Source organism: Streptomyces sp. NPDC088725 (genome assembly GCF_044751305.1).
Classification (GTDB): Bacteria; Actinomycetota; Actinomycetes; order Streptomycetales; family Streptomycetaceae; genus Streptomyces.
In genome coordinates this window covers 565532-578659 of the sequence record NZ_JBIVLO010000005.1, presented here as the reverse complement: position 1 = coordinate 578659, position 13128 = coordinate 565532, and the positions used below count along the sequence as shown (strand labels likewise).

Sequence of the window (13128 nt, the reverse complement as noted above, 5' to 3'; positions counted from 1 at the left end):
GAACGGGCCCCGCGGCCGGATAGCCGCGAGGCCCGTTCACGTCGTACGCCGGTCAGCGCCAGTCGCGGGCGCGCAGCGGCAGTCCCGACGCACCGCTCTCCGGGGGCTTCACGGCCAGGATCTGGTTCACGCCGATCCGGTTGCGCTCGAAGGACAGCGCGGACGCGGCCATGTAGAGACGCCAGACGCGGGCGCGGCCCGGGGAGGTCAGGCGGACCGCGTCGGCCCAGTGGTCCTCCAGGTTGGCCACCCAGCGGCGCAGGGTCAGGGCGTAGTGCTCCCTGATCGACTCGACGTCCCTGGCCTCGAACCCGGCCTCCTCCAGCGTGGCGACGGTCCGGCCGAGGGGGGCCAGCTCGCCGTCGGGGAAGACGTACGCGTCGATGAACTCGTCGATGTGGTAATCGGCTTCGTTCGTCTCCGGGCGGCGGGCGATCTGGTGGTTGAGCAGCCGGCCGCCCGGCTTGAGCAGCGCGTACAGATCGTCGGCGTACTCGCGGTACTGGACGGAGCCGACGTGCTCGGCCATCCCGATGGAGGAAATCGCGTCGTACGGGCCGTCCCTGACGTCGCGGTAGTCCTGCACCCGGATCTCGATGCGGTCGGTGAGGCCTTCCTGCGCGATGCGCTTACGGGCGTACGCGGCCTGCTCGCGCGAGAGCGTGATGCCGGTGACCCGGACGCCGTACTCGCGCGCGGCGTGGATGGCCATGGAGCCCCAGCCGCAGCCGACGTCGAGAAGACGCTCGCCTTCCTTGAGTGCGAGCTTGCGGCTGATCAGGTCGAGCTTGTCGCGCTGGGCGTCTTCGAGGCTGAAGCCGGGAGTGTCGTCCCAGTAGGCACACGAATAGACCATGGACGGGCCGAGAACCAGCTCGTAGAAGTCATTGCCCACGTCGTAGTGGTGGCTGATCGCCTCTTTGTCACGGCGCTTGGTGTGCAGCGGACCACTTCTGCGTCTGAGCTCTTCGGCGGGCGGAGCGGGTGGCGGCCACGGGCCGGCGATCTGGAGTATGCCGCGCGCGGCGGCGCGCATGCGCGGGTCGAGCGCGGGATGGGCCGCGCCCCTGGCCTCGCCGTCGCGCTCCCAGATGAGCCCGGCGAGGCGGCCGAGCAGCTCGTAGAGATCGCCTTCCACGTCGATCTCCCCGGCCACCCAGGCACGGGCGAGGCCCAGTTCGCCCGGCTTCCACAGGAGACGGCGCAAGGCACGACGGTTGCGGATGATCAAGGCCGGAGCGTCCGGCGGCCCCGATTCGCTGCTGTCCCAAGCCCGGATGCGTACCGGGAGCGGAGCCCCCAGCAGCTCTTCGGCAAGAGTGGTCAGCCGCAGCGCGGCGTCGGCCATGGCGCACACCTCCGTGAATGGTGAAACCCAGAATGCTCAGCACCACGTAAACACCGGACGGGCGCCGACGCAGTCCCGACGGCGCGCAACGGTACGGCAAAATACCTGCACCCACCACGGATATTTCAGTCACACCGCCTTGCCCGCCTTGCCGTGCGCGCCCCGCCCGAGGGGCTGCGGGCTGCGGTCCGGGAGGCGCCAAGGGCGTTCCGCGGGAGGGGAGCTGTTGAGCCGCCAGGGCGATCGCTGTACGCCGGGAGGTGGAGGGCGGGGGTGGACGGCGAGGGGTGGACAGCGGCCGGCCGTCGCAGACAACGCCGGACAGCGGCCGGCCGTCGCAGACAACGCCGGACGGTGACGGACATCCGCGGAACGTTCCGAACAGCGCCGGAGGCGGCCCCGCCGCCCCGCCGGTCGCGGCCCCGGCGTCGTACATGTCGCAGCCCCGGCGCCGCGCAGCACGTCCCGGCCCCGGCGCCGACTCGGACCGCACCCCTCGTTCCGGAAAACCGAGAGGGCCGCCCGCACCACGGATGGCGGACGGCCCTCTCGGGTCGGTCAATCGGCCGGCCGACCGGTGGGTCGGCCGACCGTCACAACGGGGTCAGGAGGCTTTCGCCGTCTCCTGCGCGGGCTGCTGCTCGCCGGCCGGGGCCGGGACGGGCGCGGCGACCGGAGCCGCCTTCGGCTGCGGCTTGGCCGCCTCGTAGAACTCCTCGCGCGGCGTCTCCATGGCGCCGAGGGAGACGACCTCGCGCTTGAGGAACATCGCGAGCGTCCAGTCGGCGAAGACGCGGATCTTGCGGTTGAAGGTCGGCATGGCCATGCCGTGGTAACCGCGGTGGGCGTACCAGGCGAGACGGCCCTTGAGCTTGATCTTCATCTTGCCCATGACGATCATCGCGACGCCCTTGTGCAGGCCGAGACCGGCGACCGCACCCTTGTTGGCGTGGCTGTACTCCTTCTGCGGGAAGCCCCGCATGCCGGAGACCACGTTGTCGCCGAGGACCTTGGCCTGACGCAGCGCGTGCTGGGCGTTCGGCGGGCACCAGGCGTTCTCGACGCCGGCGCGGCGCGAGACCATGTCCGGGACCTGGGCGTTGTCGCCGGCGGCCCAGATGTAGTCGGTGCCCTGCACCTGAAGCTTCTCGCTGGTGTCCACGTGGCCACGGGGGCCGAGCGGCAGACCGTAGCGGGCGAGCGCCGGGTTGGGCTTGACGCCGGCGGTCCACACGATCGTGTTGGAGTCGACCTCAAGGCCGTTGTTGAGCTTCACGTGACCGTCGACACAGGAGTCCATGCCGGTCTTCAGGTAGACCTCGACGCCACGGCCCTCGAGGTGCTCCTTGCCCCAGGCGCCCAGCTTCGGGCCGACCTCGGGAAGGATCTTGTCGGCGACGTCGACGAGGACGAAGCGCATGTCCTCGCGCTTCACGTTCGAGTAGTACTTCGCGGCGTCGCGCGCCAGGTCCTCGACCTCACCGATGGTCTCCGCGCCGGCGAAGCCGCCGCCCACGAAGACGAAGGTCAGCGCCTTGCGGCGGATCTCCTCGTCCGTGGTGGAGTCAGCCTTGTCCAGCTGCTCCAGGACGTGGTTGCGGAGGCCGATGGCCTCCTCGACGCCCTTCATGCCGATGCCCTGCTCGGCGAGGCCGGGGATCGGGAAGGTGCGGGAGACCGCGCCGAGTGCGACCACCAGGTAGTCGAAAGGCAGCTCGTAAGCCTCGCCGACGAGCGGCGAGACCGTGGCGACCTTGCGGTCCTGGTCAATGGTCGTGACCCGGCCGGTAAGAACCTCAGCCTTGGGCAGCACGCGTCGCAGCGGGACGACGACATGCCGAGGCGAGATGCTGCCGGCAGCAGCTTCGGGGAGGAAGGGCTGGTACGTCATGTACGAGCGAGGGTCGACAACCGTGACGGTCGCCTCCCCGTAGCGCATCTTCTTGAGAATGCGACGAGCTGCGTACAGGCCTACGTACCCACCGCCTACAACGAGGATCCTGGGACGCTCCGTGGTGCTCATGGCATCGAGTATCCACCCACTCGGGAGGGGGACCTCGTGAGCCCCTTCACAAGATGTTGGGCCCATGGTGTTACACTGCGCGGCTCACTTGCCCAAAACGGACAGCGCGGGCGGACGATCAGGCCACCCACCGCCCGCCACGGAGGGCCGTCCACCCCTTGTGAGCTGGCCCTCGAGCCCCGGCGGCCATCCACCGGATCCACCTGCCCGCAACGCCTGCGGAACCGCCCGGTTGAGCACCCCCGGGAAACGTCTGAGCCCTCTGGGAAGGCCCGCGGAGGGGTACGTCGCACGGCGGGGCCGATTTCCTTGTGAAGAAGTTCACGATGTTTCTCGCGAAGGCGCGCCCAAAGCCCCCCGAAAGGCCGTTCCGGAGGGGCGGAACGGTCGCCCGGTGGGGGTGCGCGGCGAGCGGCAACTGGTGCGGGCGGGGGGCCGATTGCCCCTGGGAGCGATGTGCGCGGAGCCGGTCGCGCGGGCCCGCCCCGGGGATCGGATCGGGGACGGAGGGCGGCAGGGGCGGAACGGACCTCATGCGGCCGGCCCAGCCGCCCCACAAACGAGACATAAGCCACATAGAGGCGATGGTGCGGATCGGCTGATCGACCGGACGGCCGGCCCGGACGACGGGCACCCTCCGGAGCAGGTGCCGTTCCGGCGCGCGCCCTCCTGTGGCAGGATCCGCCCACCCGAACCGAGGAGGAACCGTGGCGGTCAAGTGGAGTCTGACGATCGACTGTGCGCACCCCGTGGCACTGGCGGAGTTCTGGGCGCTGGCGCTGGACTACGTCCGCAAGCCCCCGCCCGCCGGGTTCGGGAGCTGGGAGGAGTGGTTCGCGCACTACGACATCCCCGAGGAGGAGTGGGACGGGGCCGCTTATCTCTCCGATCCGGACGGAGTGGGTCCCGCGCTGTCGTTCCTTCACGTGCCCGAATCCAAGGTGGTGAAGAACCGCCTGCACCTGGACGTACAGGTGGGCGGCGGCCGTGACACGCCCTGGGAAGAGCGATGGCCGCGCGTGCTCGCGGCAGTTGAGCGATTGACCGCCGCCGGTGCGACCGCCCTGCGCACCTTCGAGCTGGAGGGCAGACCCGATCACGTGCTGATGGCCGATCCGGAAGGCAACGAGTTCTGTCTGGTCTGACACCCGCCTGTCAGCCGGACGTTGACCGCTCGTCAGCCGTGCGGCGGGCCGCGGCATTCGGCGTGCGCCGCCTCACGCTGCCCGGGGTCCCCTCCTGCTCCTCTACCGTGAGACGCAGACGGAAAACGACACCGGAACCGGCTCGGGAAACCGGCTCGGGAAACGGGAAAGTAGAGGTCGCCGCCATGGCCAGCCACCCCACGGGAGACACGGGACGGACCCTGCGCATCGGCACCCGCAGTTCGCCCATGGCCCTCGCACAGGTCGAGCAGGTCTCCGCCCTGCTGCGCAAGTACGAGCCCGACCTGCGGATCGACGTGGTGCCCGTCACCACGGAGGCGGATCTCTGGCGCGGAGACCTGTCCGAGCTGGGCGGGAAAGGGCTCTTCGTCAAGCAGATCGATCAGATGGTGCAGCGCGGCGACGTCGACATGGCGGTGCACTGCGTCAAGGACGTACCCGGCGACGTCCCCATGCCCGAGGGGCTGGTCTTCGCCGCGCATCTCCCCCGCGACGACGTCCGCGACGTCCTGCTCTTCCCCGAGGGTTCTCCCCGGCGGACACTCGACGATCTGCCCCCGGGCGCCACCGTCGCCACGTCCGCCGTACGCAGGACGGCGCAACTGCGCCGCGCACGGCCCGACCTCGACGTCGTACGGGTCAGGGGCGCGGTCGGATCCCGCGTACAGAAGCTCGACGGTGCGCAGCAGAGCGGCGACCCCAGGCCCGACGCGATGATCCTCGCCACCTCCGGGCTCGAACGGCTCGGCATCAGCGCGCGCGGCCGGCAGGTCTTCACCCTGGACGAGATGCTGCCCGCCGTCGGCGCCGGTGCGCTCGGGCTCGCCTGCCGCAGCGAAGACGAGCCGACAGCCCGCCTGCTCGCCCTGCTCGACGACGGGCCCACGACCACCGAGATCACCGCCGAACGCGCCATGCTGCGCGGCCTGCGAGGACACTGCAACAGCCCGATCGCCGGTCACTGCGTCACCACCCCCGAGGGCCGGCTCAGCCTGCGCGGCATGGTCTTCTCCCCCGACGGCTCCACCTTCGTCCACGCCCACCTGACGACCAGCGGCAGCAACCCGAACCCGGAAGCCCTGGGCGACCGCGTATGCGCCGCGCTCCTGCGCCAAGGCGCCCGCGAGATCATCGAGAACATCCCCCACTGACCAGCAGCCCCGCCAACCGATCCCCCGGGTTGCGCATTTGCTGGAGACCTCCGAACGCATCGCCCCGCAGCTCATCCGGAACCACCCCATCGCCCGGTCGACCCTGCGGAGCATCGTCTACGCCGAACGGGCGACCACCCGCGAGAAGCTGCGCCGCATGTCAGACCGCTTTCATCTCGACGGATGAGGACCGATAAGGACGGATGAGGGTGGTATTCCTCCCGTTCATATTCGGCCTGCGGCTCACTCCTGTCTTCGGAGCATGGCCGAAAGAACCTTGAAGCAACCCCCGGCGCAAGCCGCCGGGTTAGAGGCGAGCGCCCCGTACCACCCGCGACTCGGGGACCTCGCCCTCGATCTCGCCAAGGGCGGGCAGATCGGGGTCGTGGTCGCCCTGCCGGGCGACAACTCAGCTTCTTACCAACTGCGTTTGCCCGGGGGCGGGGGGGGTGACTGGCGAGCGAGAGCCAACGGGGACACCTTGCGCCCAGTGCCCGTGCCCATCACCTACGTCACCCCTGCCAGAACAGGCGACGCGGTATACGACCACCGGGCTCAGCAGGCCGCACTACCCGTCACGGTTCACCACGAGGACGGGGGCACATCAGAGTCGCTGCTCATCCTCACTCCCGGTCAAGTTGAGCTGCACAAACCGCAATTCGCGCGGCTCATCGCGAAACGCGAGCAGGCGCGGGGCAGACGTTGAACCCCCGCGTTTCAACGGTCACGCCGGGCGCGGGGGGGGGTACCGCACACCACCTGTCCGGAGTCGCCCCGCCGAGCAGCGCCGACGCCCATCGGCTGATTTCCGTCGATGAAGCCCTGGAGCGGATCAACACCGCCGCCCGGCACGTACCGACAAGTCCGCGACTGGCGTGGCCGACCGAGGCTCCGCCGTCCGTGCGGACGGTCGTGGCCCACGCGTCCCCGGACCCGCTGGAAGCACTGAGCGCCGCTCTCGCCCGCTCCGCCATCGGCTTCCTGACGGGGCCTCAGTACGAGCGGCTCCGCGCCTGCACGGCCCCTCGATGCGTCCGCTACTTCCTCAAGGGGCATGCCCGCCAAGAGTTCTGCAAGCCCTCCTGCAGCAACCGCGCCCGCGCCGCCCGCCACTACCGGCGTCACCGATCGCCGAGCGGTACCTGAGGCCGGCGTTTTCCGCCCGCCGCTCCGGCCCCGCGCCCATATATACGCCGGCGCCCCCGCGAGGATCACTCCCCATGAGGGCGCCGGCGCGTTATCTCAGGTCAGGCAGCGTCTTCCGCAGTCTTCCACGCGATGCCGTCCAGGATGTCGTGTTCGCTGACGACCACCTCGCGTGCCCCCGTCCGCTCCATCACCGCGAGCAGGATCAGCGCGCCCGCGCCGATCACGTCCGTCCGGCCCGGGTGCATGACCGGGATCGCGGCCCGTTCGTCGTGGGTGGCGGCGAGCAGGCGGTCGGTGATCGCCTTGACCTGGTCGTACGGGATGCGGGAGTGGTGGATCGCCGTCGGGTCGTACTCCGTCAGGCCGAGCGCGATGGCCGCCACCGTGGTGACCGAGCCCGCGAGACCCACCAGCGTGCGCGGTTCGCGCAGCGGGACCGTCTTCTCCGCCAGGTCGAGCGCCGCTTCGATGTCCGCGCGGATGGCAGCGATCTCGTCGTGTGCCGGCGGGTCGCTGAGGACGCCGTCCTTCTGGAGGTGGCGTTCGGTCAGCCGTACGCAGCCGATGTTCACGGACTTCCCGGCCCTGACCTCGTCGTCGCCGACCACGAACTCCGTCGAGCCGCCGCCGATGTCCACGACCAAGTAGCTGTCGTGGCCCGGCAGTTCCTTCGTCGCGCCGGTGAAGGAGTACGCCGCCTCCTGGTCGCCGGTGATCACCTCGGGCTCCACGCCCAGGATGTCCACGACCCCGCGCACGAACTCGTCGCGGTTCTCGGCATCGCGCGAGGCGGACGTGGCGACGAAGCGGATCGCGTCCGTCCCGCTCACCCCGTGCGCCCTGATGATCCCCGCGTACTCACGGCACGCCGCGAACGTACGCTCCAGCGCCTCGGGGGCGAGCCGGCCCGTCCTGTCCACGCCCTGTCCGAGCCGTACGATCGTCATCCGCCGGTCCAGGTCGACCAGTTCACCCGTGGCGGGGTCCGCGTCCGCCACCAGCAGGCGGATGGAGTTCGTACCGCAGTCGATGGCGGCGACCCTGGTCATCCGGCGGCTTCCTCTTCCGTCTCGTCCTTGCTGAACGGGGTCACACACGGGCCCTTGCGCCACCACTCCGGCAGCATCGCCAGCGCCTCGTCGCCCAGCGGGTTCACACCGGGGCCGGCCGCGAGCGAGTGGCCGACCAGGACGTGCAGGCACTTCACCCGGTCCGGCATCCCGCCGGCGCTGGGGAAGCCGGCGAGCACCTCGATGGCGTCGCGGCGCGCGATGTAGTCCTCGTGGGCCCTGCGGTACGCGGCGGCCAGCTCGGGATCGGTCGCGAGGCGTTCGGTCATCTCCTTCATGACGCCGTTCGCCTCCAGCGTGCCGATGGCCGAGGCCGCGCGCGGGCAGGTCAGGTAGTACAGCGTCGGGAAGGGGGTGGAGTCGGGGAGCCGGGGGGCCGTCTCCACCACGTCCGGCTGGCCGCACGGGCAGCGGTGCGCGATGGCGCGCAGACCGCGCGGGGGCCGGCCGAGCTGTTGCTTGAAAGCCGCGACGTCGGCCTCGGTGGGCTCGGTGCGTTCGGTCGTGGGAGGAGGGGTGTCCATGCCTGCCTTGGTTCTGCCGGTCGTTCTACGGTTCTGCGGTTCTACAGCTTCACAGGGGTTCTACAGCTGTACAGCTTTGCAGGTTCTACGGTTCTTCGGACCCGGGGCGGTCCGCGGGGGTCACGGCGTCCGGGCGGTCGGCGCCGTCGACGCCGTCCATCAGGTTCGAGTACCAGGCGCGGTCCGCGGCGCCCTCGTCGTCCGGGTCCTGCTTCCGCGCGTTGGGGTCGATCACGGTGAAGCTGGTCTCCCCCGGCTTCACGTAGTGCAGGTTCTCGCGGGCGAGCCGTTCGATGTACGCGTCGTCCTGGAGCCGCGCCTTCTCGTCGCGCAGGTCCTCCACCCGCTGCCGCGCGTCACGGGCCGTCCGCTCCTGGTCGGCGATGTCGTTGCGCTGCGACACGTACTGCCGCATCGGATACGCCAGCGCCACGACCAGCGTGCAGACGACCAGCGCGAGGAAGGCCGCCCGGCCGGTGAGCCGGGAGCGGCGGGCCTGCCGGCGGTTCTGCGAGCGGTAGACCCGGGCGGCCGTCTGCTCACCGAGCAGCCGCAGCCTGGTCGAAGTGGAGAACCGGTCCCGGTTCCCGGCCATGGCTCGCCTCCGCTGTTCCCGTGTCCCTTGTCCGTGCCCTGCCATCGTGCGCGCCTGCCGCACCCGTACCGCGCGTTCCGTGACACACGTACGTCCCCGGACACGGTACGGGACCGAGGACGGGGACGTACGTACGACGGGCGGGTCGGACCTGACCCCTCTGTCTGCCTGCTCAGTTACCGATGCCGGTGACTGTCCGGTCGGCTACTCGGCCGAGCGGAACCGCGGGAACGCGCTGCGGCCCGCGTACACCGCCGCGTCGTCGAGGATCTCCTCGATGCGCAGCAGCTGGTTGTACTTGGCGACGCGCTCGGAGCGGGCCGGGGCGCCGGTCTTGATCTGGCCGCAGTTGGTGGCGACGGCGAGGTCGGCGATGGTGACGTCCTCGGTCTCACCGGAGCGGTGGGACATCATGCACTTGAAGCCGCTGCGCTGCGCCAGCTCGACGGCGTCCAGGGTCTCGGTCAGCGAACCGATCTGGTTGACCTTGACGAGCAGGGCGTTCGCGGAGCCCTCCTCGATGCCGCGGGCCAGGCGCTCCGGGTTGGTGACGAAGAGGTCGTCGCCGACGATCTGCACCTTGCTGCCGAGCTTGTCCGTGAGGACCTTCCAGCCGGCCCAGTCGTCTTCGTACAGCGGGTCCTCGATGGAGACCAGCGGGTACGAGGCGACGAGCTCCTCGTAGTACTCGGTCAGCTCGACGGCCGAGAGGGACTTGCCCTCGAACGAGTACGAGCCGTCCTTGTAGAACTCGGAGGCGGCGACGTCCAGCGCGAGCGCGATGTCACGGCCGGGAACGTAACCGGCCTCCTTGATGGCCTCGAGGATCAGGTCGAGCGCGGCGCGGTTCGACTCCAGGTTCGGCGCGAAGCCGCCCTCGTCGCCCAGGCCGGTGGAGAGGCCCTTCTGCTTCAGGACCTTCTTGAGCGTGTGGTAGACCTCGGCACCCCAGCGCAGCGCCTCGGAGAAGGACTCCGCGCCGATCGGGGCGATCATGAACTCCTGGATGTCCACGTTGGAGTCGGCGTGCGAGCCGCCGTTCAGGATGTTCATCATCGGAACGGGCAGCAGGTGCGCGTTCGGACCGCCGAGGTAGCGGAAGAGCGGGAGGTCGGAGGCCTCGGACGCGGCGTGCGCGACCGCGAGGGAGACACCGAGGATGGCGTTGGCACCCAGCGACGACTTGTCCGGCGTGGCGTCCAGGTCGAACATGGCCTGGTCGATCAGGCGCTGCTCGGTGGCGTCGTAGCCGACCAGCTCGGGGCCGATCTGCTCGATGACGGCGAGGACGGCCTTCTCGACGCCCTTGCCCTGGTAGCGGTTCTGGTCACCGTCGCGGAGCTCAAGGGCCTCGAACGCACCGGTGGAGGCACCGGAGGGGACAGCAGCACGGCCGGTGCTGCCGTCGTCGAGGCCGACCTCGACCTCGACGGTGGGGTTGCCTCGGGAGTCGAGGATTTCCCGGGCTACGACGACGTCGATGGACGGCACGAGCATCTCCTTCTGGGATGTGACGCTGGAAGTGCAGGGTCTCATTGGCCTTGCGGCATGAGCCTAACCGGCTCCCGGGCATCGACCGCCCCCGCCCGCCCCCTGGGACGAAAAGAGGGGCGAAACAGCGAGGAGCCCCGGCCCGGCGCGTACGGGGGAGAACGCGCGGGACCGGGGTGGTCCGTGAGATGCCCCTGCCCCTGCTTGACCTACTGACCGGACTACGGAGACGGGGGTGGGCCGGACCGGCGCGGTGGCGTCCGGCCCACAGCGAACCGTCAGCTCAGGTGGAGCCGCTGGCCCGGGAAGATCACGTCGGCGTCGCGGACGATGTCCTTGTTCAGGTCGAAGACCTTCTTCCATCCACCCTTGACGTGGTGGGCGGAGGCGATCTTCGACAGCGTGTCGCCGGACTTGACCTTGTACTCGCCGTCGCCCTTCTTGACCGGCGCCGGGCGGGTCGTACCGCGCGAAGCGGTCTGCTCGTGGCCGCGCGGGGTCTGCGTCTTCGCCTTCGGCTGGGCCTGGGAGGCCTGCGGTGCCTGCGGCTTCGGCTGAGCGGCGGCGCCGCTCGACGGGGAGGCGCCGGACAGGTTGACGCCGCAGCTCGGCCAGGCACCCTTGCCCTGGCTCGCGAGGACCTTCTCCGCGACGGCTATCTGCTGGTCCTTGGTGGCCTGGTTGGCCTGCGAGGCGTACGCGGTGCCGCCGTACGCGGCCCACGTGGACGGCGTGAACTGGAGGCCGCCGTAGAAGCCGTTACCCGTGCTGATCGCCCAGTTGCCGCCGGACTCGCACTGCGCGACCTGGTCCCACTCCGAGGTGGTCGCGGCGGACGCGGAGGTCGCGCCGAGCAGCGGCGCGGCGACGGCGGCACCGGTGATCCCGGCGAGCGTGGCGTAACGGACGGCCATGGACGGACGGCGGTGCTTGCCCTTGTCGAGCCTGTTCGAACGCAGCATGAAGCATCTCCTCACCGACGCCTCCGAGGTCAGCTGTCGGGTTCGGGCCAAGTGAGTTGCCCGGCCGCGTGCTTGTGGCACGCGGCTACACCCCAAGCCGGTCTTCGGCCGTCTCTCGACGGCCGGGGCCGGCTACTTACCTTTGGGTCCCCCGGTCCTGCCTTCGGCGCTTTACGCGACGACTACGCCCTTCGATCGCCGGCAGGACTCGGCGTGACGATCGACGGGGCCCGCGGTGCGAGCGGTTCAGACCGTAATCACAGGACTCCCGCTTGTTCAAAGACGAACATCAAGGAGAAATCGCCCGTTCCGCCCCTGGGGCGCGGACCATTTCCGCAGGTGAGAGGCGAAAGGGACGAACGCGGCGGCCAAAGCGCATCAGTTACGGCAAAGAGACGCTTGTCTCACTTAGACAGAAGCGGACATAGAACGTCGAACTACCCGCCTCGGAGCCTCTACTTCACGCTCAGATCAAGGGTCTGGCCAGGAAGGATGAGGTCGGGGTCGGAGCCGACGACGCCCTCGTTCGCGTCGTAGATCGAAGTCCAGCCGCCGGAGAGGTCATGCGCCTCGGCGATGCCCCAGAGCGTGTCGCCGAGCTGAACCTCGTACGCACCGTCCACATCGCCCGTAACGCCCGAATCTTCCACAACATCCCCGTCGCGTCCTGACGGACCGTCACCGCGCGATGCATGACGGCCCGATTCGCGCGTTTCATCCGCATTGCCGTGTCCGGCGCCCCGCGGGTCGGCCGGACCGCGGTGCCTGCCGGGGGTCTGGCCGGCCGAGCCGGCCGGGTCCGCGGCTCCGGGGTCGGGTGTGGCGGACGAGGAGGGCGAGGGCGTGGTGGAGGGGTGGGCGGAAGGCGTGGCCGACCCCTCTCCCGCGCCCTGGCCGCCGGAGCCGGTGGCAGCGCCCTGATCCGCGGACGGGGAATCCGAGGGCGTCTCGGAGCCGGGTGCGGCTCCGGTCCCACCACTACCACCGCCGGTGCCCGGACCCGCGTCCGGAGCGGACGAGGAAGCGTCCGAGGGGGCCGCGCCGCTCCCGTCCGGCACGGAACCCCTGGGCGCGGCGCCGGGGTCGACGTCCGGCGCGGTGCCGTCGTTCGTCAGGCGCGCGAGCGGCGCACAGGTCAGCCAGGCGGCCGGCCCCTGCGCCTTCAGGACCTTCTCGGCTATCGCGATCTGCTGGGAGCGGCTGGCGAGGTCCGGGCGCGACGCGAAGTCGGCCCCGCCGAACTGGTCCCAGATCTCCTGCGAGAGCTGGAGCCCTCCGTAGTAGCCGTTGCCGAGATCGGCGCTCCACATGCCACCGCTCTCGCATTCGGCGACGCGATCCCACGTGGAGGCGTCGGCGGCGCTCGCGCCCGATGCGGCGAGCAGCGGGATGGCGATCGCCGATCCCGTCACTCCTGCGGCGACGATCAGGGCGGGGGCCTGGCGAGGTCTGCGGTGTCGGCCGTTGGCGGACATGCGATTGCCTTCCGTGTGACGACTGACGCCGGAAGCGTCAGACATGACGAGACAGGACGAGACGGGTCACACCGGGCCATGCCGGTCATGAACAAGGCATGGCGAGGCATCAAACGTGACGTCGACTACAGCGTGTGGCCGCTGAGTTGTCGGTGAAGGTAGCGGTACTCAAAC

At 70.1% G+C, this 13128-nt stretch carries 11 protein-coding genes, 1 pseudogene and 1 riboswitch; of the genes and pseudogenes, 4 read left to right on the top strand and 8 right to left on the bottom strand.

What is annotated here, in order from left to right; translation table 11 throughout:
• Nucleotides 1-52: 52 nt before the first annotated feature.
• Together ACIP6N_RS15985 and ACIP6N_RS15980 are read right to left on the bottom strand one after the other, a co-directional pair.
• Nucleotides 53-1348 carry a class I SAM-dependent methyltransferase gene (locus tag ACIP6N_RS15985; protein WP_401816054.1) on the bottom strand — a complete coding sequence of 432 codons (1296 nt, stop codon included), beginning with the start codon at nt 1346-1348 and terminating at the stop codon, nt 53-55.
• A 604-nt stretch (nt 1349-1952) separates the two neighbouring features.
• On the bottom strand, nt 1953-3371 hold the full coding sequence (locus tag ACIP6N_RS15980; protein ID WP_401816052.1) for an NAD(P)/FAD-dependent oxidoreductase: 1419 nt from the start codon (nt 3369-3371) through the stop codon (nt 1953-1955).
• Nucleotides 3372-4078: 707 nt separating this feature from the next.
• On the opposite strand from ACIP6N_RS15980, the gene ACIP6N_RS15975 reads away from it, so the two are divergent.
• The 4 genes and pseudogenes from ACIP6N_RS15975 to ACIP6N_RS15960 all read left to right on the top strand — a co-directional run bounded on the left by ACIP6N_RS15975 (nt 4079) and on the right by ACIP6N_RS15960 (nt 6834).
• Nucleotides 4079-4516: a VOC family protein gene (locus tag ACIP6N_RS15975; protein ID WP_401816050.1), complete on the top strand. Its 438-nt coding sequence runs from the start codon at nt 4079-4081 to the stop codon at nt 4514-4516.
• Between the two features lie 185 nt (nt 4517-4701).
• Nucleotides 4702-5688, top strand: a complete 987-nt coding sequence (gene hemC, locus ACIP6N_RS15970) for a hydroxymethylbilane synthase (RefSeq protein WP_401816048.1) — start codon at nt 4702-4704, stop codon at nt 5686-5688.
• Nucleotides 5689-5728: 40 nt separating this feature from the next.
• Nucleotides 5729-5875: pseudogene (locus ACIP6N_RS15965) on the top strand (transcriptional regulator); the annotation flags it as partial.
• A 713-nt stretch (nt 5876-6588) separates the two neighbouring features.
• On the top strand, nt 6589-6834 hold the full coding sequence (locus ACIP6N_RS15960; RefSeq protein ID WP_401816046.1) for a CGNR zinc finger domain-containing protein: 246 nt from the start codon (nt 6589-6591) through the stop codon (nt 6832-6834).
• Between the two features lie 101 nt (nt 6835-6935).
• Here ACIP6N_RS15960 and ACIP6N_RS15955 read toward each other — a convergent pair whose 3' ends face one another.
• From ACIP6N_RS15955 to ACIP6N_RS15930, 6 genes are all read right to left on the bottom strand, one after another.
• Nucleotides 6936-7886, bottom strand: coding sequence for an exopolyphosphatase (locus ACIP6N_RS15955; protein ID WP_401816044.1), 951 nt, complete (start codon nt 7884-7886; stop codon nt 6936-6938).
• The gene (locus tag ACIP6N_RS15950) at nt 7883-8431 is read right to left on the bottom strand and encodes a DUF501 domain-containing protein (protein WP_401816042.1); all 549 of its coding nucleotides are present in this window, start codon (nt 8429-8431) and stop codon (nt 7883-7885) included. The genes ACIP6N_RS15955 and ACIP6N_RS15950 overlap by 4 nt, the downstream gene beginning before the upstream one ends.
• Before the next feature lie 85 nt (nt 8432-8516).
• Nucleotides 8517-9026 (bottom strand): septum formation initiator family protein, encoded by a 510-nt coding sequence (locus ACIP6N_RS15945; RefSeq protein ID WP_401816040.1) that lies wholly within the window; start codon nt 9024-9026, stop codon nt 8517-8519.
• Between the two features lie 204 nt (nt 9027-9230).
• The gene (gene eno, locus ACIP6N_RS15940) at nt 9231-10523 is read right to left on the bottom strand and encodes a phosphopyruvate hydratase (RefSeq protein ID WP_401816038.1); all 1293 of its coding nucleotides are present in this window, start codon (nt 10521-10523) and stop codon (nt 9231-9233) included.
• Nucleotides 10524-10795: 272 nt separating this feature from the next.
• Entirely contained in the window at nt 10796-11479 is a 684-nt protein-coding gene (locus tag ACIP6N_RS15935) for a transglycosylase family protein (RefSeq protein WP_401816036.1), read from the bottom strand.
• A 3-nt stretch (nt 11480-11482) separates the two neighbouring features.
• Nucleotides 11483-11658: riboswitch (cyclic di-AMP (ydaO/yuaA leader) on the bottom strand.
• Nucleotides 11659-11934: 276 nt separating this feature from the next.
• Nucleotides 11935-12954, bottom strand: a complete 1020-nt coding sequence (locus ACIP6N_RS15930; RefSeq protein WP_401816034.1) for a transglycosylase family protein — start codon at nt 12952-12954, stop codon at nt 11935-11937.
• Between the last annotated feature and the right edge of the window lie 174 nt (nt 12955-13128).